The following is a 19,477-nucleotide window of genomic DNA, read 5'->3' on the forward strand; positions in this document are numbered from 1 at the left end:
GCTACTTGCCGTCCTTCTGCAGGTCGGGCGGCAGGTGGCCGGTGGAGCGGGTGTAGTAGTTGGCGGCGCGACGCTGGGCCAGCATCCGCGCCAGCCCGACGGCCAGTCCGCTCACCGCGGCCCAGGCCACCGCCTCCCACAGGTCGACATCGGGGTCTGCCGGGTTCTCCGGCGGGTTCTTGCCGGTGGCCGCCCGCCACGTGGTGTTGAGCGACTTCTTCGCCAACGCCGCCGCGCCGAGGGCCGAGCCGAGCGAGAAGACGGTCCAGAACTTCGAGCCTGATGCCATGGTGTTCCTCCTGAGGTCTGGTCGTGACCCTACCCAGCGGCGGGGTCGGACATGCGCGGTGCCGCTGCGGCCCGGGTGAGGGCCTCGGCCAGCTCGGCGGGACGGCGGCTGCTGACCAGCCAGTACGGCGTCGGGTCGGCGGGGTCGGTGATCTCGATCCGGACCGCCCGCTTGAGGTAGGGGCGCAGCACCAGGTAGGCCCGGGCGTCAGCGTCGACGCCGGCGAGTGCTCGCGTGGCGTCGGCGTCCAGCGGCTCGGCCGTGCCGACGTGCTCGAGGGGGACGTGGGCGCGCCCGGCGTGCAGCTCGCCTCCGGCCACGGTGACGCGTGCACCGTAGGCCAGGAACCCGGCAGCCAGCACCAGGGCCGCAGCGCCGGTGATGGCCCAGGCGGCGGCACCGGGGATCGCCACGATCAGGGCCAGCCACAGGCTGGCGATCATCATCGTCCCCTGGACCCACCACCGCAGCGGCACGTGCAGGCGTTCGGCGTACTCCACGAGGACAACAGTAGGCGGGCGGGGTAGCGCGGGGCGCAGGTAGGGTGTGCCGCCGTGACCGACTCCCCGCGCGACGACCAGGACCTCGAGGTGCTGATCGTCCGGCTGGACCCCGACCTGCCGCCTCCCTCCTACGAGCATCCCGGGGACGCGGGGGCCGATCTCAGGACGACGGTCGACGTGCGGCTGGAGCCCGGCGAGCGCACCCTGGTCCCCACCGGGATCTCCATCGCGCTGCCCTCGGGCTTCGTGGGCCTGGTGCACCCGCGGTCGGGGTTGGCCGCCAGGCACGGCCTCTCCGTGGTCAACACGCCCGGCACCGTCGACGCCGGCTACCGGGGCGAGATCAAGGTGCTGCTGGTGAACCACGACCTGCGTGAGCCGGTCGAGCTGCGGCGCGGGGACCGGATCGCCCAGCTGGTCGTCCAGCGGGTCGAGCGCGCTCGCTTCGTCGAGGTCGGTGAACTCCCCGACTCGGTCCGTGGCGCCGGGGGCTACGGTTCTACAGGGGGCTTTCGCGCACCGGACCCGACGCCGGGCGGTCAACCCGCGTCAGGCTCCCCCGAGACGTAGGAGGCAGGTCGTGAAGTTCCGTCGCAAGTCCGAAGCCGCAGCTGAGCCCGAGCACGCGGCCCAGGCGCCGCAGGAGCCCGGTGAGGCCGGGGACACCTCGGACTCCCAGCCCACCGCCGGCTCGGGCCCGTACGACGTCTCCGAGGTGCACGACGGCCTCGAGCGGGTCGACGTCGGTGCCCTCCTGCTCGCCCCTGCGCCCGGCTTCGAGCTGCGACTGCAGGTCAACGAGGAGACCGGCGCGGTCCAGTCGGTGATGATGGCAGGTCCGGACGGGGCCATGGAGTTCCAGGTGTTCTCCGCCCCGCGCAACGGGGACCTGTGGTCCGACGTCCGCCCGCAGATCGCCGAGGACATCGCTCGCCGCGGGGGGACCTCGGTCGAGCGCGAGGGGCGCTTCGGCACCGAGCTGGCGTGCCAGATGCCGGTCAAGCGGGAGGACGGCACCGACGCGGTGCAGCCCTCCCGCATCATCGGGATCAACGGGGCGCGCTGGTTCCTGCGGGTCTCGCTGCTGGGCCGGCCGGCGGTCGAGCCCGAGTCCGCCCAGGACTGGGAGGACGCCCTGTCGCTGGTGGCGGTCCGGCGCGGTGACCAGGCGATGCCCGTGGGCCGGCCGCTGCCGTTCGTGCTGCCCGACAACGCCCGCCGGGCTCAGTGACATGGCGGTGCGCAGCCGGCTGCGTCGCAGCATCTCCCGTTGGGCCGACAGCGGCGACCAGGAGGTGCGCGACCTCCGCGAGGCTCACGGGGGAGACGACGTGGCGCCGATCAGCCACGCGCCCGACCGTGAGCCCGTCCAGCTGCGCGGCACCCTGCGCACCGTGACCCTGCGTCCCCGGGGTGGGGTACCGGCCCTGGAGGCCGACCTGGACGACGGCACCGGTGTGGTGACCATCGTGTGGCTCGGCAGGCGTCGGATCGCCGGCATCGAGCCTGGACGGGCGATGTCCGTGGCCGGCCGGATCGGGCTCCACGACGGGCGACGCATCATGTACAACCCGCGCTACGAGCTGATGCCGTGAGCGGAGGCGAGGCGGAGCAGGCGCCCGACCCCCGGCACCGCCACCAGCCCGACCACCAGCCCGATCACCGGCCCGACCCCCGGGCCGACTCCCTGCCCGGAGCGGACTCGGCGACCGAGACGGTTGAGGCGGTCGTGCGACGCCAGCTCGCCCAGGCCCTGGGGGGTCGCCGCGGCATGGTCGAGGCTGCCGTGCCCACCATCTTGTTCACCGCCACCTGGCTGCTCGGCGACGACCTGCAGCTGGCGCTGACGGTCAGCATCGCCGCCGCCGTCGCGATGCTCGCCGTCCGGCTGGTCCAGCGCTCCACGGTGCAGTTCTGCGTCAACGCGCTGGTGGGGATCGGCATCGGCTGGTTCTTCGTCAACCGCGCCGCCGCTGCCGGCGGCTCAGCGGAGGACCAGGCGCTGGCGTACTTCCTGCCCGGCATTCTCTACAACGGCGGCTACGCGGTCGTGCTGGCGCTGACCTGCCTGGTCGGATGGCCCGCGGTGGGCTTCATGGTGGGCAGTGTCACCGGCGACCCCACGGCATGGCACCAGGATCGTCAGCTGGTGCGTCTGACGTCGCTGCTGACCTGGGTGCTGGCGGCTCCCTGCGTGCTGCGCGTCGCCGTGCAGACGCCGATCTGGCTGGCGGGTCACTCCGGATCCCTGGACCCGGACACGGCGGTGGCCACCCTGGGCCTGCTCAAGATCGGGCTGGGCTGGCCGCTGCAGCTGGCCACGCTGGCCCTCATGGTGTGGCTGTTGGCGCGCAACCACACCCCGGTCAGCGCTGGGAGCCCGGACCGCCACGAGGAGTGAGCGGCACCGGCTGCCTCAGTGCTGGTGCGGGGCGAGCATCTGCTCCAGCTCGGCCTCGGAGTCGGCGCCCACCACGAAGAGCAGCTCGTCCCCGGACTCCAGGGGCTGCTCGTCGCTGGGCGGGTAGACCTGCCCGTCGCGCAGGATCGTCACCAGCGCGCAGTTCTCGGGGAACGGAACCAGGCCCGCCGGCTTGCCGACGTACGGCGAGTCGTCGGGCAGCGTCATCTCGACCAGGTTGGCGTTGCCCTGGCGGAAGGTGAACAGCCGCACCAGGTCGCCGACCGTGACCGCCTCCTCGACCAGGGCGGACATGATCCGGGGCGTCGAGACGTTGACGTCGACCCCCCAGGCCTCGGTGAAGAGCCACTCGTTGTGCGGGTGGTTCACCCGGCCCACAGTCCTGGGGACGCCGAACTCGGTCTTGGCGAGCAGCGAGGTGACCAGGTTGGCCTTGTCGTCGCCGGTCGCGGCGATCACGACGTCGCACTTGTCCAGGCGCGCCTCCTCCAGCGAGGACATCTCGCAGCAGTCCGCGAGCAGCCACTCGGCGTTCGGCACCCGCTCCTGCTTGATCGCCTCGGGGTTGCGGTCGATCAGCAGCACCTGGTGCCCGTTCTCGATGAGCTCACGGGCGATGGAGCGTCCCACGGCACCTGCTCCGGCGATGGCCACACGCATGGCTCAGCCCTCCTCGGGTCCGCGGTTGATGGTGGCGTACGCGTCGGCCGCGTTCTCCTCGCGGATCACCAGGTGGAGGACGTCGCCCTCCTGGATCACGGTCTGGCGCATCGGCAGCATGCCCTCGCCCAGCCGGTCGATCCAGGCGATCCGGCTGCGGGTCTGCTCCTGGAAGTGGACGGTGCGCTGACCGATCCACGGCTCGGGGATCGGCACCTGGTCGAGCCGGATCGTGCCCGAGGGGTCGCGGAAGTCGGGCTCGGCGCCGGCCGGCAGGATCCGCCGGAGCACCTGGTCGGCCGTCCACTTGACGGTGGCCACCGTGGTGATGCCCAGCCGCTGGTAGACCTCGGCGCGGCGGGGGTCGTAGATCCGGGCCACGACCTGGTGGATCCCGAAGGTCTCGCGCGCCACCCGGGCCGCGATGATGTTGGAGTTGTCCCCGCTGGAGACGGCGGCGAAGGCGTCCGCGCGCCGGATCCCGGCCTTCTCCAGCACGGCCTGGTCGAAGCCGTAGCCGGTGACCTTGTCGCCGTTGAAGGACGGGCCCAGCCGACGGAACGAGTCGGGCTCGCTGTCGATGACCGAGACGGTGTGGTTGCGGTCCTCGAGACTGCGCGCCAAGGTCGATCCGACCCGGCCACAACCCATGATCACGACATGCACACCCGAACCGTATCCCAGTCCGGTGCGCGGGGGATCCGGCGCGGTTGGCTCGGGCGGGATAGCCTTTCGCCACGTGGGAATAGGCGATGTCTCGAAGCGGGTCCTGCTGGGCCGCAAGCTGCGTAGCTCCCAGCTGGGCGAGACGCTGCTGCCCAAGCGGATCGCGCTGCCGGTCTTCGCCAGCGACGCCCTCTCCTCGGTGGCCTACGCGCCTGACGAGATCTTCATCATGCTGGCGGTGGCCGGCGCCTCGGCGTACGCCTGGTCGTGGAAGATCGGGCTGCTGGTCGCCCTGGTGATGCTCACCGTGGTGGCCTCCTACCGCCAGACGGTGCACGCCTACCCCTCCGGCGGCGGCGACTACGAGGTCGCGACCGTGAACCTGGGGCGCAACGCGGGGATCACCGTGGGCAGCGCGCTCCTGGTGGACTACGTGCTGACCGTGGCCGTCTCCATCTCCTCCGCCTCCCAGTACGCCGCAGGCGCGATCCCGGCGCTGGTGGGGCACGAGGCCACGGCCGCGGTCGCGGCGGTGGCGCTGCTGGCCGCGGTCAACCTGCGCGGGGTGCGGGAGTCGGGGACGTTCTTCGCCGTGCCCACCTACCTGTTCATGCTCGCCATCCTGGGCATGTGCGGCTACGGGCTGCTGCGCCTGTTCGCCGGGGACCTGCCGGAGGCCGACAGCGCCGACCTGGTCATCGAGCCTGCCGCGGGCTGGGAGGGCCCGTTGGGGCAGGTGGCGCTGTTCTTCCTGCTGGCCCGCGCGTTCTCCTCCGGGTGTGCCGCGCTGACCGGGGTGGAGGCCATCTCCAACGGCGTGCCGGCCTTCCGCAAGCCCAAGAGCACCAACGCCGCCACCACGCTGCTGCTGCTGGGACTGATCGCCATCTCGATGATGATGAGCGTCATCGTGCTCGCCAAGCAGATGAGCATCCGCTACGTCGACCCGCACGAGCTGGACCGGCTGCGCACGGCGGCCGGGGACGCGCTGCCCGAGGGCTACGAGCAGCACCCGGTGATCTCCCAGATCGCCGCGGGCGTCTTCGACCACTTCCCGCCCGGCTTCTACTTCGTGGTCACCGTCACCGGGGTGATCCTGGTGCTGGCCGCCAACACGGCCTTCAACGGGTTCCCGGTGCTGGGCTCGATCCTGGCCCAGGACGGCCTGGCGCCGCGGTCCCTGGGGTCGCGCGGCGACCGGCTGGCCTACAGCAACGGCATCGTCTTCCTCGCGGTGCTGTCGATGCTGCTGATCTGGGTCTTCGACGCCGAGACCACCAAGCTCATCCAGCTCTACATCGTGGGCGTCTTCGTCTCCTTCAACCTCAGCCAGCTGGGGATGATCCGGCACTGGACCCGGCACCTGCGCACCGAGCACGACCCGGCCGCCAGACGCAAGATGATGCGCTCACGCGCCATCAACGCGTTCGGCCTGACGCTGACCGCGATGGTGCTGGTGGTGGTGCTGCTGACCAAGTTCATCGCCGGCGCCTGGATCACGATCATCGCCATGCTGGTGTTCTTCACGGTGATGCGCGCGATCGGCAAGCACTACGACGAGGTCGAGCTCGAGCTCGCGGCGGACGAGCAGGACAAGGTGATGCCGACGCGGGTGCACGCCATCGTGCTCACCTCCAAGCTGCACAAGCCGACCCTGCGGGCACTGGCCTTCGCCAAGGCCACCCGGCCCAACGTGCTCGAGGCCGTCTACGTCGACATCGACTCGCGGGCCACCAACCAGATGCTCCGCGAGTGGGACGAGCGCCGCCTCGACGTGCCGCTCAAGGTCCTGCACTCGCCGTACCGCGAGGTGGTCCGCCCGATCGTGGACTACGCGCTGGAGATCCGGCGGGCGAACCCGCGCGGGGTGGTGGCGGTGTTCATCCCGGAGTACGTCGTGGGGCGCTGGTGGGAGCAGCTGCTGCACAACCAGACCGCGCTGCGACTCAAGGGGCGCCTGTTGTTCGCGCCGGGCGTCATGGTGACATCGGTGCCTTACCAGCTGGAGTCCTCGCAGGCGGCCCGGGACCGGCGCCGCCGCGACGACCACCGGGTGAAGGCAGGAGACCTGCGTCGCGGACGCGTGGTCAGGGACGACGATCAGAATCAGGTGGGCAGATGACCAGAAGGCCACGCCAGCGAGCAGCGCGCGGTCGCTCGCGAGTGGGGGAGCGCTTCGAGGCCGAGGTCGGCCCGATCGCCCACGGTGGGCACTGCGTGGTGCGGGTGGTCGCGGATCCAGAGACCGACCCGGAGACCAGGCGGGTGGTCTTCACCCGGCACGCCCTGCCCGGCGAGCGGGTGGTCGTGGAGATCACCGAGGGCACCGAGGGTGATCGCTTCTGGCGCGGGGACGCGGTGGAGGTGCTCTCCCCGGCGCCCGAGCGGGTGGTGCCGCCGTGCCCGTTCGCAGGACCGGGGCTGTGCGGGGGCTGCGACTTCCAGCACGTGAGGCTGGACCACCAGCGCGAGCTGAAGGCGACGGTGGTCCGCGAGCAGCTCGTGCGTCTGGCCGGCCTCTCCGCCGACGACCCCCTGGTCTCGGGGCTCACGGTGGCCCCGGTGCCCGGGGACGTCAACGGCCTGCGGTGGCGCACCAGGACCCGGTTCGTGCCTCTGGCCGGAGGACGCATCGGGATGCGCAAGCACCGCTCGCACGACGTGGTGGAGATCGACGACTGCCTGATCGCCGCGCCCGGCGAGGTCGACCACACCGTCGCCGGACGCGAGTTCACGGTGGCACCGGACGGGTTCTGGCAGGTCCACCCGGGTGCCCCCGAGCTGCTGGTGACCACGGTGCTGGACCTGCTGGACCCCCAGCCCGGCGAGTCGGTCCTCGACCTGTACGCCGGGGTCGGCCTGTTTGCGCGCTTCCTCGCCGACCGCGTCGGTGAGCGGGCCCGCGTGGTCGCGGTGGAGGGCGACGCGGACGCCGCCAGGCTCGCTCGCGGTCACCTGGCCGGCGTGGAGCAGGCGGCGGTCAGCGCGGGCGGCGTCGAGAAGGTGCTGTCGACCGAGTACGACGAGCCCTTCGACATCGTGGTGCTCGATCCGCCTCGCGAGGGCGCCCGCCGCAAGGTGGTCGAGCAGGTGGTCGACCGGGCGCCGCGGGCGGTGGCCTACGTGGCGTGCGATCCTGCCGCCCTGGCTCGCGACCTGGCCATCTTCGCCGAGCACGGCTACCGGCTCGAGCAGCTGCGGGCCTTCGACCTGTTCCCGATGACGCACCACGTCGAGTGCGTCGCACTGCTGTCGAAGACCCGGGCCTGACCTGCGGCGCAGCGCTCCGCGATCGCTCGATCACCCCGGGGGCGGCGCCTGGCCCCGTGCGGCGACGGGCTCCAGCCGGACGATGATGCTCTTCGAGGCGGGCTCGTTGCTGATCGCGTCCACGTTGTCCAACGGGACCAGCACGTTGGTCTCGGGGTAGTAGGCGGCCGCGCAGCCGCGGGGGGTCGGATAGGAGACGAGCTCGTAGTCGGCCGCGCGGCGCTCCACGTCGTCGGGCCACACCGACACCACGTCGACACGGTCCCGCTCGGCGAGGCCGAGCTCGGCGAGATCCTCGGGGTTGACCATCACCACCCGACGGGTGCCGTGGATCCCTCGGTAGCGGTCGTTGCTGGTGTACGGAACGGTGTTCCACTGGTCGTGGGAGCGCAGCGTCTGCAGCACCAGATGGCCCTCGGGTGCCCTCGGGGCTTCGCCGGCGTTGCGGGTGAACACCGCCTTGCCCACCGGGGTGGCAAAGACTCCTTCGTTGACCGGGTTGGGCAGGGGGATGCCGCCGGGGCGGACGACGCGGGCGTTGAAGTCGTGGAAGCCGGGTACGACGCGTGAGATCCGGTCCCGGATGGTCCCGTAGTCGGCCTCGAAGGTCTCCCACGGGATGTCGTGCCTGGACCCGATGGTCTGCCGCGCGAGCCGGCTCAGGATGGCGACCTCGCTGAGCAGCAGGCGTGAGGCCGGTTCCAGCCGCCCCCGGGAGGTGTGCACCTCGCTCATGGAGTTCTCGACGGTCACGAACTGCTCTCCGGTGGCCTGGATGTCGTGCTCGGTCCGCCCGAGCGTCGGCAGGATGAGCGCGGTGTCCCCGCAGACCACGTGGGAACGGTTGAGCTTGGTCGAGACGTGCGCGGTGAGCCGACACCGTCGCAGGGCCTCCTCGGTGAAGTTGCTGTCCGGGGCGGCGCGGACGAAGTTGCCCGCCACGCCCATGAAGACCTTCACCCGGCGCTCGTGCATGGCGCGGATGGCGTTCACCGAGTCGAGCCCGTGGTGCCGTGGGGGCTCGAAGCCGAACTCCTGCTGAAGCGAGTCGAGGAACCCTTCGGGCATCTTCTCCCAGATCCCCATCGTGCGGTCGCCCTGGACGTTGCTGTGCCCCCGCACCGGGCACGCCCCGGCTCCTGCCTTGCCGAGGTTGCCGCGCAACATCAGGAAGTTCACGATCTCGCGGATCGTGGGGACAGCATGGCGGTGCTGGGTGAGGCCCATCGCCCAGCAGACGATGACCCGGTCGCTGCACAGCACCTCGTCGCGGACCGCCTCGATCTCCTCGCGGGTCAGGCCCGTGTCGGCGAGGACCTGGGACCACTCGGTCGCCCGGACGTGCTGGCTGAACTCCTCGAACCCGACAGTGCTGGCGTCGATGAACTCCTGGTCCAGGACCGTGCCCGGCGCCGCGTCCTCCGCCTCGAGCAGCAGCCGGTTCAGGGCCCGGAAGAGTGCGAGGTCGCCACCGAGGCGGATCTGCAGGAGGCGGTCGGCGATCTGCACGCCCCGCCCGACCACACCGCGCGGCTTCTGGGGGTTCTTGAACCGCAGCAGGCCGGCCTCGGGCAGCGGGTTGACGGCGATGATGCGACCACCGTTGAGCTTCGTCTGCTCCAGCGCGGACAGCTGTCGGGGATGGTTGGTTCCGGGGTTCTGTCCCACCACGAGGACGAGGTCGGCGTGCTCGAGGTCGAGCAGGGTCACCGTGCCCTTGCCGATGCCGAGGGTCTCGTGCAGAGCGGACCCGCTGGACTCGTGGCACAGGTTGCTGCAGTCCGGCAGGTTGTTGGTGCCCAGGGCCCGGGCGAAGAGCTGCAGGAGGAACGCAGCCTCGTTGCTGACCCGGCCGGAGGTGTAGAAGGCGGCTTCGTCGGGGGAGTCCAGGGAGTTGAGCTCGTCGGCGAGCAGGCGGAGGGCGTCGTGCCAGCTGATCGGCTCGTAGTGCTCAGCGCCCGGCCGCTTCACCATCGGCTCGGTGAGGCGACCCTGCTGGTTCAGCCACTCGTCGGACCGCTGGCCAAGCTCCGCGACGGTGTGGCGACGGAAGAAGTCGGGGGTGACCCGTCGCGTGGTCGCCTCGTCGTTGATGTGCTTCGCGCCGTTCTCGCAGTACTCGTTCTTGTGCCGTTGACCCGGCGCTGGGTCTGGCCACGCGCAGCCCGGGCAGTCGATGCCGTCGACCTGGTTCATCGTCAACAGCGTCAGCGCCGTCCTCCGCGGGGAGGTCTGGTCGAGCGAGTACTCCAGGGCGTGGGTGACGGCCGGCACCCCGGCCGCCCATTCCTTGGGTGGGGTCACCGACAGCTCCTCGTTCGGTTCCTCCTCCGGTGATCTCCTCATGGTCGTGCGCCGCCTCTCGCCGATGGGTGACCCGTGTGCTCTGCGCCGCCGGTCCTCAGCCGTGCGGCCATCCGGGAGTGCTCGGGGACGCGTCGTAGGTGTGCTGCACGCGTCCGTCGCGGATCGTGCCGCGCCAGGTCTCGCCCGCCTCGCCCATGCCCTCGATGAACTCCTTGAAGTGCCCGAGCTCGGACCGGATCAGGCGCTGCACGGCCGGCACGATCGCCGCACCCGTGAGCCGTCGTGGCTCGAAGCGCAGCTCCACCCGCACCGAGGTGAGGTCGGGCTCCAGCTCCTGGAAGGTGACCTGGCCCTCGTGGCGCAAGCGGCGGTCCAGGCCGCGCCACGCCACGAGCGAGTCGGGATGCTGCTCCAGGGTCTCGGCGTAGTACGCGCGCCGCAGCGGGCCGTACCCCAGGATCCATCGGGTGATGGCGGGCCGCTCCTGGTGGACCTCCTTCACCACCGACATGAACCGGGGGAAGGTCTCGTACTGCGTCCACTGGTCGTACGCGGTCCGCAGCGGAACCGCGACCTGCACCGCTTCGACGATGGCACCCATGAGCCGACGGTAGCCCTCAGGCCGCTGCGGCACAGGGGCCAAATGACCCGGGACCGGCCCCCGAGGTGTCCCCGCCTCCTCAGGGGCTCGGCACGTCGGTGAGCGGTGACGTGGCCCGCGCGGCGCGGACACAGGCGGCGACGAGACGGGGGAGGTCCGCGCGCGGCACGAGACGGGCCAGGTCCTGCGCCGAGGTCGGCAGGCCGAGGCGCTGGGCGCCGCGGGCGGCGAGGTCGTCGGCGTACGGCGCGACGTCGGGCCACGCGAACTGGACCTCGCGGAGGAAGATCGCCGCGCCGGCCGGGCCGATCCCGGTGAACTCCTGCAGGGCGGCCGCGAGCGTGGTGTTGTCCTCGCAGCGCTCGTGCATCCGGCGCAGGTCGCCGGCGTGGTCGCCGAGCACCTTGAGGGCCAGCTGGCCGAGCTGGCCGGCCGTGCGCTCGTCGTAGCGTCGGTAGCCGCCGCGACCGAGCGCGGCGACCAGCGACCGGCGAGGGAGGTCGCGGGTGCGCGGGGGCGTGGTGCAGCCGGCAGCGAACAGCTCGCGGGCGGTGGCCACTGCGACCTCCGAGCGGATCCGCGCCGAGAGCAGCAGGCTGAGCACGAGCAGCTGCCACAGGGGCGCGGGCTCGTCCTCCAGGGCGATGCCCGCGGCCTCGGCGTACGTCGTGCCGTGGCGGGTGAGGAGGGCCTGGACCACGTCAGCGTCGCTCATGGCGGGACCTGTACCCAGCCCCGGCGTGGATCACTGGTGGCACGGCGTCCAGCGAGCGGCCGTCGGCTGGTGTATCTTGACGTCAAGAGATATTCTCGGGTTGCACCGGTCCGAGTTAGGCAGCCCTGTCTTCCCGCGTACGGGAGGGCGGCGGCAAGATGGACCGTGAGACACCCACAATCCCCGGTAGGAGACGCGACTGATGGTCAGTCAGGACAGCTTCGGTGCCAAGGGCACCCTGGACGTGGACGGGAAGTCCTACGAGATCTTCCGCCTCAACGCGGTGGCGGGTGACGGCCTCGACGTCGACTCCCTGCCGTTCAGCCTCAAGGTTCTGCTGGAGAACCTGCTGCGCACCGAGGACGGTGCCAACATCACCGCGGACGACATCCGTGCCCTCGCCGGCTGGGACGCGGACGCGGACCCCGACAAGGAGATCCAGTTCACCCCCGCCCGGGTGATCATGCAGGACTTCACCGGCGTGCCCTGCGTGGTCGACCTGGCCACCATGCGCGAGGCGATGGCAGACCTCGGCGGCGACGCCACCAAGATCAACCCGCTGGCTCCCGCCGAGATGGTCATCGACCACTCCGTGATCGCCGACGTGTTCGGCACGCCCGAGGCGTTCGGCCGGAACGTCGAGATCGAGTACGAGCGCAACCGGGAGCGCTACCAGTTCCTGCGCTGGGGTCAGGGCGCGTTCGACGACTTCAAGGTCGTCCCGCCCGGCACCGGCATCGTGCACCAGGTCAACATCGAGCACCTGGCGCGCACCGTCTTCACCCGCGAGGTCGACGGGGTGCTGCAGGCCTACCCCGACACCTGCGTGGGCACCGACTCCCACACCACGATGGTCAACGGCATCGGCGTGGTCGGCTGGGGCGTGGGCGGCATCGAGGCCGAGGCGGCCATGCTCGGCCAGCCCGTGTCCATGCTGATCCCCCGCGTGGTCGGGTTCAAGCTCTCCGGCGACCTGCCCGAGGGGTCGACCGCCACCGACCTGGTGCTCACCATCACCGAGATGCTGCGCCAGCACGGCGTGGTCGGCAAGTTCGTGGAGTTCTACGGCCCCGGCGTCTCCGTGCTGCCGCTGGCCAACCGCGCCACCATCGGCAACATGAGCCCCGAGTTCGGCTCCACGATCGCGGTCTTCCCGATCGACGAGGAGACCCTGAAGTACCTCGAGCTCACCGGTCGCTCGTCCGAGCAGCTCGCCCTGGTGGAGTCCTACGCCCGCGAGCAGGGACTGTGGCACGACCCGTCGGCCGAGCCCCGCTTCTCCGAGCGGCTCGAGCTCGACCTGGCCACCGTGGTCCCCTCCATCGCGGGGCCGAAGCGTCCTCAGGACCGGATCCAGGTCACCGACGCCAAGCAGTCCTTCCGGGGCGCCCTGGCCGACTACGTCGACGAGGGCGAGCAGGAGACCAGCGGCTACGACGAGGAGGTCGAGGAGTCCTTCCCCGCCTCCGACCCGCCCAGCCACAACGGCAACGGCTCCGCGGCGCCGACCGACCACCTCTCGGCCGCGCCGAAGGACGGCGGTCGTCCGAGCAGCCCGGTCCGGGTCACCCTCGACGACGGCACGAGCTTCACCCTGGACCACGGAGCCGTGGCGATCGCCGCGATCACCTCGTGCACCAACACCTCCAACCCGTCGGTGATGATCGGCGCGGGGCTGCTGGCAAAGAAGGCCGTGGAGAAGGGCCTGCAGCGCAAGCCGTGGGTCAAGACCACCCTGGCTCCCGGCTCTAAGGTCGTCTCGGACTACTACGAGAAGGCCGGCCTCACGCCGTACCTCGACAAGCTGGGCTTCAACCTGGTCGGCTACGGCTGCACCACCTGCATCGGCAACTCCGGACCGCTGATCCCCGAGGTCTCGGCCGCGGTGAACGAGAAGGACCTCTCGGTCGTCTCGGTGCTCTCGGGCAACCGCAACTTCGAGGGCCGGATCAACCCGGACGTGAAGATGAACTACCTGGCCTCGCCGCCGCTGGTGGTCGCCTACGCGCTGGCCGGCTCGATGGACGTCGACCTCTTCACCGACCCGCTGGGGCAGGACGCCGACGGCAACGACGTCTTCCTGGCCGACATCTGGCCCTCGCCGTCCGAGGTCGAGGACACCATCGCCGCCGCCGTCACCTCCGAGATGTTCGGCAGCTCCTACGCCGACGTCTTCGCCGGCGACGAGCAGTGGCGGTCGCTGCCCACCCCCGAGGGCAAGACCTTCGCCTGGGACCCCGAGTCCACCTACGTCCGCAAGCCCCCGTACTTCGACGGCATGCCGGCCGAGCCCGTCCCGGTCACCGACATCGAGGGTGCGCGCGTCCTGCTCAAGCTGGGCGACTCGGTCACCACCGACCACATCAGCCCGGCCGGTGCCATCAAGAAGGACTCGCCCGCCGGCAAGTACCTCGCCGAGAACGGGGTGGCCCAGCGCGACTTCAACTCCTACGGCTCGCGGCGCGGCAACCACGAGGTGATGATCCGGGGCACCTTCGCCAACATCCGGCTGCGCAACCAGCTGGCTCCCGGTACCGAGGGCGGCTTCACCCGCGACTTCACCGTGGCCGACGGCCCCGTCACCACGGTGTACGACGCCTCGGTGAACTACATCGCCTCCGGCACTCCGCTGGTCGTGCTGGCGGGCAAGGAGTACGGCTCCGGCTCCTCGCGTGACTGGGCGGCCAAGGGCACCTCGCTGCTGGGCGTCAAGGCGGTCATCGCCGAGTCCTACGAGCGGATCCACCGCTCCAACCTGATCGGCATGGGCGTCATCCCGCTGCAGTACCCCGAGGGCCAGAGCGCGGAGTCGCTCGGCCTGACCGGCGAGGAGACGTTCTCCTTCACCGGCATCGAGGCGCTCAACGAGGGCACCACGCCCCGCACGGTCAAGGTGAAGGCCGGCGACGTGGAGTTCGACGCGGTCGTCCGCATCGACACCCCGGGTGAGGCCAACTACTACCGCAACGGCGGCATCATGCAGTACGTGCTGCGCAACCTGCTGCGCGCCTGATCGATCCGCCTCACCACGACGAGGCCGGCCGCGAGACTTCTCGCGGCCGGCCTCGTCGTGCGTCCGGGCTCAGCGGAGCACGCGCGTCCGCTCGTCGGCCGCGGCCTCCGCAGCGGTGGCCACCACCCCGGCCAGTGCCACCGCCTGGGCACGCAGGTCGGGGATCGCTGCGACCTCCCACTCCAGCCCCCTTGCGCGCCGACCCGAGCCAGAACAGGTCGGTGAGCACCTCCTCGTCGTCCGCCACCGGGTGGCCGGGCTGCACCAGGTCGACCCCCAGACCCAGCCGGTGGGGACGGACCAGGCCGCGTTCGAGCATGGCGTCGACCAGCGGGTTCCAGCCCCGCGTGGGCACGGGCCGCGGTCCGGTGCAGTTGAGGACCAGGTCGAACTCGCCCGGGGAGACCTCCGGCACTGTGCGGACCACCAGCGTGCCGTTGTCGCGCAGCCGGGTCAGGTGGTGCGACATCGCCGGCGACATCCGGTGCCGGTGCAAGTCCCAGCCGTGGGCGTAGGTGCTGGCGAAGCGGGACTGGTCCTCGGGTTCCAGCCCGGCCCACAGCTGGTTGGCGAACCCGCGGACGCCGTCCACCGCGTCTCGCCAGTCGCTGCCGTCAGTGGGCTCGACCACGTGTGCCGCGGGCAGCCTGCCCCGGCGGGAGGCGGCCACCAGCTCGCCCCGGGGCAGCAGGTGCTCGAGCTCCACCGCCAGGTCCAGCATCGTCAACCCGGTGCCGAGCAGCAGCACCCGTCGTACGCCGGCCAGGGCGGGGCGCCAGTCGGCGGTCCAGGGGTCGGCGACGAATCGGTCGCCCAGCTCCTGCTGCAGGTGGGGCTGTGGGTGCGCGGGAGGGTTGCCCAGGGCCAGGACCACCTTGTCGGCCGGGATCGCGGAGCCTGAGGCGAGCACGGTCTGCCACCCCTCCTCGGTGCGGTGCAGGTCGATCGCCTGATCCCGGACCCGGCGTAGCGAGGAGCCGTCGGGCACCGCCACCTCGTCGAGCACCGAGGTGAGGTACTGCCCGTAGACCTTGCGCGTCGGGAAGGATCGGGCGCCCAGGTCCATGCCTCGGGCCGCGCACCAGCGGATCAGGTGCCCGGGGTCCCCGTCCACGGCGCTGAGGCGCTCGGCGAAGTTGTTGACGGTGTGCCTGGGGTGGTCGGTCCGGTAGGCCAGGCCCGGCCCGACGCCGGGGAGCGCTCGACCAGGTGCACGTCGACCGGTGCTGCCGGGGTGGCGCGCTGGAAGAGGTGGAGCGCGGCGATCACCGCGGCGGCGCCGCCACCCACGACCACGACCTGGAGGGGCTGTCGCCGGGTGCTGGAGCGGAGGATGGTCATGGGGTCTCCCACCGGCTTCCCGGCATCGTCAGTTGATATTGTCGATCAACTTACTACACAAAGGGGGATGGGCGGCGCAGCGCTACCGTGGCGTCCATGATCGTCGCCATCAGCATCAGTCCCGCCAGCACGGAAGCGACCGGAGGGGTGGCCGCCGCGGTGGCCGAGGCGGTCCAGGTGATCCGCGACTCGGGTCTGCCGTGCGAGACCAACTCCATGTTCACCAACATCGAGGGGTAGTGGGTAACGAAGCACATCGCACGTCAACGTCTACCGAAGGGGTCAGAACATGCTCGTAGCCTTCTCAGTCGCACCGAGCGGGACAGGCCGAGACAACGGTTCCGTCGCCGATGCCGTCGCGGCGGCCGTGCGGGTTGTCCGCGAGTCGGGCCTTCCGAATAGGACGGACGCGATGTTCACGACGCTCGAAGGAACGTGGGCGGAGTGCTTCGGGGTGATTCGCCGAGCCACGCAGGCCGTAGAACCGTACGGGTCGAGGATCTCCCTCATCATCAAGGCCGACATTCGTCCCGGCTACGAGGGCGAACTCGACGCCAAGGTCGCGAGGCTCGAAGCGGCACTAGCCGAGGAGTAGCGATGCTGACCGAGGCCTCGCAGCGCGAGACCGGATCGCCGCATCGGGTGCCCGGGTTGGCGAGGTCATCGAACGGCGCTCACCGCAGCAAGGAGAACATGGCTAGGCGGCCTGCCGAGAGAACTTTCAGGTCAAGTCTCCCAGGGTCGTTGAGCGGAGTCGAGCACGGTGCCGTTCTAAGGGGAGCACATGCGCGATAGTGGACACATGACTCGCCTGATTGACGCAACCATGAACCGCCGAGCCCATGACGTCGCGTTCACGTGGAAGGTGGAGGGGGATCTGGAGGTCGCCGCGAGCCCGTGGCTCTTGTCCTTCGACGTGATCGGCGGCGAGGACGGCCCCGCCCATCAGTTCGGTTTCCGGTTCCGGGACGGCAAGGTTGAAGAGCGGTTCTACTTCGACTTCGTGGAGGGGATGAACTACTACGTACCCGAGGTCCGCCCCCACCGGCTCGGCGACACTTGGAAGGCCGTCTTCCCTGCGAGTGACGAGGTCGCCCGTGATGGCAAGTGGCGCGCTGCGCTCTCGTTCGACGAGCCGGACAACTCGAATGAGTCGAACGTCGAGGGGACTTTTTAACCGTGACCAACGAGGACCGTCCGGTATGGCGGCCGTTGGGCGCGCGCGACGCGACGACCGCGCATGAGTATGGCGCGCTCGCCGAGGGCGTTCCGGCATGGCTTGAGCGGTCCCTTTGGCGGTGGGCGATGGACCGGGGCGTCAGGAACTCAAACCTGCACCACAAGGCCGAGCGCCTGATGAAGGTGAGCATCCCTCAGCGGCAGGGTGAGAACCCGTTCGCTGCGTACTGGGCCGCGGTAAGCGAGGACGACCGGGTCGCTCTTCTCGACTTCTTTCTGCACGATCTCGAAGAGACTGGCACCGAAGCGTACAAAGCCGGTGACACCCACGGAGCGCAGGAGATCGTCCGCACGGCCGAGCTGCTCGACAAGATGCTCACCGAGGGCGGTTCGGTGTGGCAGGTCGCTTACGAGCCTTACTGGTGCCTCCAGCGGCGCGCGAACGAGACTACGCAATCGCTCGTGGACTTGGCGTCCTCGCCAGAGACCGACGCCGCGCGGAAGATCGCCTCGGCGTGGAACGCCCTATACCGTCACTCGCCGGACTATGACCGCGCCTACCGAGACGCGGTCCTGGCGGTCGAGGCGGTCGCCCTTCCGGTCACTGTCCCGAAGAACAAGCGAGGCACTCTGGGGAACGCCGTCGCACATATAGGTGACACGGTCGATCGCTGGACGGTTGGCGATCTCGACGCCGAGGAGCAAGCCTCGGGCGCGACGCTCCTCGCGATGCTACGGACGCTGTGGCATAACCAAGAGCGGCACGCGAAGCCGGACGGAACAATTTTGGACGTAACCCGCGCCGAGGCAGAGGCCGCCGTCTCGCTCGCGGTGGTGCTCGTTCACTGGTTTGCGACCGGTGCTGTGCGTCGCGTCGCGTAGGTCGCCCACGCGCGGCTAGCCAGATTATTGTCCCAGGCGTGACCATCACGAGCGGAGACTTCTTCATCCTCCGAACGTCCCGGACGCCCCGAACGCCGTGGGACACCGCTACCGAGGAACTGGACCGGGATCGCCTGACGGCACTGATCGACCGCCCGGACCCGGCACACGCGATGTGGAAGTCGCTCTCGCTCTAATGGATCTCGTGCGCGACGACCTGACCAACTCGGGCACGGAAGGCAGCGGGAAAGGCAGCCTCAACGACGACGACATGCGCCTCGCCGTGCGTGCGCTTCAGAGCGTGACCGCGCGGACCGGGTACGAGTTCAAGTTGCCCTTTCGCGACCACACGAGTTGGCGCGCTTGGGGGCTCCGCAACAACGCTCACGGCAGTTGGCAGGCACGGAGACATCTCCTGAGAGGCTTGTTCGAGGAGCGATACGCTGCGTTTGATGAGTGCCCAGGAGGGCGCGCGCTCCGCTCGTCACTCGTCGAAGCGATCTCGCTTCACGAGCGGCTGGGGTGGCGGGAGATCGGCACGGAGATCGGCGAACTTCGACGGCACTTCCGAGCGGCCAGAACGCCGCAGGACTACCGAGCGGTCGGCATCGACTGCGTTCACGTCACCGAGGCTCTCAGTCGGAAGGTCTACGACCACGGCTCGCACATGCCGGACGGCTAGGACGAGCCACCCCCCTCCCAGACGAAGACGCGACCTGACCGATTCGTCACGGTGCAGTTGCCCGGCTCTGACAGCGGCCCTTCGGAAGTTCGCTCGCGCGTCGATCGAATTCGCCCAAGCCGTGAAGCACTCCGGTACACCGACCCGCACCGAGGTCGGGATCCTCGCGGAGGCGCGGCTCACATAACGATCTGATCGCGTAAGACGCCTCGCGGACGCCCTTGACCTGCGATCGCGAGTCACGAAAGAAGACGGCCCGTTGCGGCGCCTCCCGATGCTCGGCAGGGCCGTCCCATGACTCCCGGAGAGCACCTCGCAGCCCTCCTTGGCCCCGTCCTCGGCGAGCACTTCTCTGAGGTCGAGTTCGCCGACCTCGTGGACGAGATCCTCGACGACCTCGACCTCCGTATCGCCGGTCCGGCCGCTTCGGCGAGCGTGTAAACGCCAAGAGCCCCGCTCCTCCGGCGTCGGCGCCAGAGGGGCGGGGCTCTTCTCGTGTCTCAGGAACGGCAGGAGCAGCGGGTTGGCGGGCGACCCGGACGGCGCTCGCGCACGAAGGTCAAGCCGCACGCGACGCGCGTCCGCACGTCCGGCGGCTCGCCGGGCACCTCCTCGGGCTCGGGCCCGGCCACGGGCGCCGGGCGCGAGCGTCGAGACGACGAGCTCGGTCTCGACCCACTCGCCGGAGAGACCGGGCAGGGCTCCCGACGTCCCGCGAAGTCGACGAGGTATCCCCGTGTCATGATCTCGACGCCGAGCGGCCCGCCCGCGTTCCGCCACCGGCCAGGACAGAGGCGGATCTCTTCGCGGGATGGCGAGGAGTGTACGTAGGGCTAGGAGTCGAACGACGCGTATAGGCGGGTCCCAGGCATCTCGTGGCGAGTCGCGGGGCTCGGCTGGCTGCGGTGGTTCAGTGGGGGGTCTCTGGTCCGTAGAGGGGATGCGTA

Annotated in this window: 22 protein-coding genes; 13 read left to right on the forward strand and 9 right to left on the reverse strand. The window is 70.3% G+C overall.

Annotated features, from left to right (window positions below; all coding sequences use genetic code 11):
• Window position 1: 1 nt before the first annotated feature.
• Complete coding sequence (locus tag C0R66_RS07975; RefSeq protein ID WP_101524248.1) at window positions 2-289, reverse strand: DUF4235 domain-containing protein; 288 nt, start codon at window positions 287-289, stop codon at window positions 2-4.
• A 29-nt stretch (window positions 290-318) separates the two neighbouring features.
• Window positions 319-789, reverse strand: coding sequence for a DUF3093 domain-containing protein (locus C0R66_RS07980; protein ID WP_241901634.1), 471 nt, complete (start codon window positions 787-789; stop codon window positions 319-321).
• Window positions 790-843: 54 nt separating this feature from the next.
• Between C0R66_RS07980 and dut the strand changes: the two genes are divergently transcribed.
• Genes dut through C0R66_RS08000 form a run of 4 tightly spaced genes read left to right on the forward strand, consistent with a single transcriptional unit; the run spans window position 844 to window position 3,193 of the window.
• Window positions 844-1,362 (forward strand): dUTP diphosphatase, encoded by a 519-nt coding sequence (gene dut / locus C0R66_RS07985; RefSeq protein WP_101526121.1) that lies wholly within the window; start codon window positions 844-846, stop codon window positions 1,360-1,362.
• 10 nt (window positions 1,363-1,372) lie between these two features.
• Window positions 1,373-2,023: a DUF3710 domain-containing protein gene (locus C0R66_RS07990; RefSeq protein ID WP_114422622.1), complete on the forward strand. Its 651-nt coding sequence runs from the start codon at window positions 1,373-1,375 to the stop codon at window positions 2,021-2,023.
• 1 nt (window position 2,024) lies between these two features.
• Window positions 2,025-2,387, forward strand: a complete 363-nt coding sequence (locus C0R66_RS07995) for an OB-fold nucleic acid binding domain-containing protein (RefSeq protein WP_101524251.1) — start codon at window positions 2,025-2,027, stop codon at window positions 2,385-2,387.
• On the forward strand, window positions 2,384-3,193 hold the full coding sequence (locus C0R66_RS08000; RefSeq protein WP_101524252.1) for a DUF3159 domain-containing protein: 810 nt from the start codon (window positions 2,384-2,386) through the stop codon (window positions 3,191-3,193). Before C0R66_RS07995 ends, C0R66_RS08000 begins: the two co-directional genes overlap by 4 nt.
• Window positions 3,194-3,208: 15 nt before the next feature.
• Here the strand turns inward: C0R66_RS08000 and C0R66_RS08005 are convergent, their stop codons facing one another.
• Both C0R66_RS08005 and C0R66_RS08010 read right to left on the reverse strand, forming a co-directional pair.
• Window positions 3,209-3,874, reverse strand: coding sequence for a potassium channel family protein (locus tag C0R66_RS08005; protein WP_101524253.1), 666 nt, complete (start codon window positions 3,872-3,874; stop codon window positions 3,209-3,211).
• A 3-nt stretch (window positions 3,875-3,877) separates the two neighbouring features.
• Entirely contained in the window at window positions 3,878-4,525 is a 648-nt protein-coding gene (locus tag C0R66_RS08010; protein WP_420818773.1) for a potassium channel family protein, read from the reverse strand.
• A gap of 88 nt (window positions 4,526-4,613) precedes the next feature.
• Here C0R66_RS08010 and C0R66_RS08015 point away from each other — a divergent pair, with 88 nt between their 5' ends.
• Window positions 4,614-6,662, forward strand: a complete 2,049-nt coding sequence (locus C0R66_RS08015) for an APC family permease (protein WP_241901636.1) — start codon at window positions 4,614-4,616, stop codon at window positions 6,660-6,662.
• Entirely contained in the window at window positions 6,659-7,810 is a 1,152-nt protein-coding gene (locus C0R66_RS08020; RefSeq protein ID WP_101524256.1) for a class I SAM-dependent RNA methyltransferase, read from the forward strand. Before C0R66_RS08015 ends, C0R66_RS08020 begins: the two co-directional genes overlap by 4 nt.
• A gap of 30 nt (window positions 7,811-7,840) precedes the next feature.
• On the opposite strand, the gene C0R66_RS08025 is transcribed toward C0R66_RS08020, so the two are convergent.
• The 3 genes from C0R66_RS08025 to C0R66_RS08035 form a co-directional block, all read right to left on the reverse strand.
• Complete coding sequence (locus C0R66_RS08025) at window positions 7,841-10,114, reverse strand: FdhF/YdeP family oxidoreductase (RefSeq protein WP_338418226.1); 2,274 nt, start codon at window positions 10,112-10,114, stop codon at window positions 7,841-7,843.
• Window positions 10,115-10,211: 97 nt separating this feature from the next.
• Complete coding sequence (locus tag C0R66_RS08030) at window positions 10,212-10,718, reverse strand: SRPBCC family protein (RefSeq protein WP_101524258.1); 507 nt, start codon at window positions 10,716-10,718, stop codon at window positions 10,212-10,214.
• A 79-nt stretch (window positions 10,719-10,797) separates the two neighbouring features.
• Complete coding sequence (locus C0R66_RS08035) at window positions 10,798-11,433, reverse strand: endonuclease (protein WP_101524259.1); 636 nt, start codon at window positions 11,431-11,433, stop codon at window positions 10,798-10,800.
• Between the two features lie 202 nt (window positions 11,434-11,635).
• Here C0R66_RS08035 and C0R66_RS08040 point away from each other — a divergent pair, with 202 nt between their 5' ends.
• Complete coding sequence (locus tag C0R66_RS08040) at window positions 11,636-14,446, forward strand: aconitate hydratase (protein ID WP_101524260.1); 2,811 nt, start codon at window positions 11,636-11,638, stop codon at window positions 14,444-14,446.
• A 10-nt stretch (window positions 14,447-14,456) separates the two neighbouring features.
• Here the strand turns inward: C0R66_RS08040 and C0R66_RS18970 are convergent, their stop codons facing one another.
• Together C0R66_RS18970 and C0R66_RS08050 are read right to left on the reverse strand one after the other, a co-directional pair.
• On the reverse strand, window positions 14,457-15,560 hold the full coding sequence (locus C0R66_RS18970) for an FAD/NAD(P)-binding protein (RefSeq protein WP_101524261.1): 1,104 nt from the start codon (window positions 15,558-15,560) through the stop codon (window positions 14,457-14,459).
• Window positions 15,536-15,787 carry an FAD/NAD(P)-binding protein gene (locus C0R66_RS08050; RefSeq protein WP_101524262.1) on the reverse strand — a complete coding sequence of 84 codons (252 nt, stop codon included), beginning with the start codon at window positions 15,785-15,787 and terminating at the stop codon, window positions 15,536-15,538. The genes C0R66_RS18970 and C0R66_RS08050 overlap by 25 nt, the downstream gene beginning before the upstream one ends.
• Before the next feature lie 96 nt (window positions 15,788-15,883).
• Here C0R66_RS08050 and C0R66_RS08055 point away from each other — a divergent pair, with 96 nt between their 5' ends.
• From C0R66_RS08055 to C0R66_RS18640, 6 genes are all read left to right on the forward strand, one after another.
• The gene (locus C0R66_RS08055; protein WP_101524263.1) at window positions 15,884-16,027 is read left to right on the forward strand and encodes a thiamine-binding protein; all 144 of its coding nucleotides are present in this window, start codon (window positions 15,884-15,886) and stop codon (window positions 16,025-16,027) included.
• A 49-nt stretch (window positions 16,028-16,076) separates the two neighbouring features.
• Complete coding sequence (locus C0R66_RS08060) at window positions 16,077-16,382, forward strand: thiamine-binding protein (protein WP_101524264.1); 306 nt, start codon at window positions 16,077-16,079, stop codon at window positions 16,380-16,382.
• Between the two features lie 207 nt (window positions 16,383-16,589).
• On the forward strand, window positions 16,590-16,964 hold the full coding sequence (locus tag C0R66_RS08065) for a hypothetical protein (RefSeq protein ID WP_101524265.1): 375 nt from the start codon (window positions 16,590-16,592) through the stop codon (window positions 16,962-16,964).
• Between the two features lie 2 nt (window positions 16,965-16,966).
• Window positions 16,967-17,848, forward strand: a complete 882-nt coding sequence (locus C0R66_RS08070; RefSeq protein WP_101524266.1) for a hypothetical protein — start codon at window positions 16,967-16,969, stop codon at window positions 17,846-17,848.
• Window positions 17,849-18,053: 205 nt separating this feature from the next.
• Window positions 18,054-18,530: a hypothetical protein gene (locus C0R66_RS08075; RefSeq protein ID WP_158647955.1), complete on the forward strand. Its 477-nt coding sequence runs from the start codon at window positions 18,054-18,056 to the stop codon at window positions 18,528-18,530.
• 294 nt (window positions 18,531-18,824) lie between these two features.
• The gene (locus tag C0R66_RS18640; RefSeq protein ID WP_158647956.1) at window positions 18,825-18,971 is read left to right on the forward strand and encodes a hypothetical protein; all 147 of its coding nucleotides are present in this window, start codon (window positions 18,825-18,827) and stop codon (window positions 18,969-18,971) included.
• Window positions 18,972-19,477: the final 506 nt, after the last annotated feature.

The sequence above is a fragment of the Nocardioides houyundeii genome, assembly GCF_002865585.1.
Lineage (GTDB): Bacteria > Actinomycetota > Actinomycetes > Propionibacteriales > Nocardioidaceae > Nocardioides > Nocardioides houyundeii.

What these genes read in the sequence shown, in the direction of transcription:
- C0R66_RS08055 (WP_101524263.1), top strand. Translation starts at nt 15,884, where the DNA reads ATGATCGTCGCCATCAGCATCAGTCCCGCCAGCACGGAAGCGACCGGA.
- C0R66_RS08035 (WP_101524259.1), bottom strand. Translation starts at nt 11,433, where the DNA reads ATGAGCGACGCTGACGTGGTCCAGGCCCTCCTCACCCGCCACGGCACG.
- C0R66_RS08060 (WP_101524264.1), top strand. Translation starts at nt 16,077, where the DNA reads ATGCTCGTAGCCTTCTCAGTCGCACCGAGCGGGACAGGCCGAGACAAC.
- C0R66_RS08020 (WP_101524256.1), top strand. Translation starts at nt 6,659, where the DNA reads ATGACCAGAAGGCCACGCCAGCGAGCAGCGCGCGGTCGCTCGCGAGTG.
- C0R66_RS08040 (WP_101524260.1), top strand. Translation starts at nt 11,636, where the DNA reads ATGGTCAGTCAGGACAGCTTCGGTGCCAAGGGCACCCTGGACGTGGAC.
- C0R66_RS08010 (WP_420818773.1), bottom strand. Translation starts at nt 4,525, where the DNA reads ATGGGTTGTGGCCGGGTCGGATCGACCTTGGCGCGCAGTCTCGAGGAC.
- C0R66_RS18640 (WP_158647956.1), top strand. Translation starts at nt 18,825, where the DNA reads ATGACTCCCGGAGAGCACCTCGCAGCCCTCCTTGGCCCCGTCCTCGGC.
- C0R66_RS07995 (WP_101524251.1), top strand. Translation starts at nt 2,025, where the DNA reads ATGGCGGTGCGCAGCCGGCTGCGTCGCAGCATCTCCCGTTGGGCCGAC.
- C0R66_RS08030 (WP_101524258.1), bottom strand. Translation starts at nt 10,718, where the DNA reads ATGGGTGCCATCGTCGAAGCGGTGCAGGTCGCGGTTCCGCTGCGGACC.
- C0R66_RS08005 (WP_101524253.1), bottom strand. Translation starts at nt 3,874, where the DNA reads ATGCGTGTGGCCATCGCCGGAGCAGGTGCCGTGGGACGCTCCATCGCC.
- C0R66_RS08065 (WP_101524265.1), top strand. Translation starts at nt 16,590, where the DNA reads ATGACTCGCCTGATTGACGCAACCATGAACCGCCGAGCCCATGACGTC.
- C0R66_RS08050 (WP_101524262.1), bottom strand. Translation starts at nt 15,787, where the DNA reads ATGACCATCCTCCGCTCCAGCACCCGGCGACAGCCCCTCCAGGTCGTG.
- C0R66_RS07975 (WP_101524248.1), bottom strand. Translation starts at nt 289, where the DNA reads ATGGCATCAGGCTCGAAGTTCTGGACCGTCTTCTCGCTCGGCTCGGCC.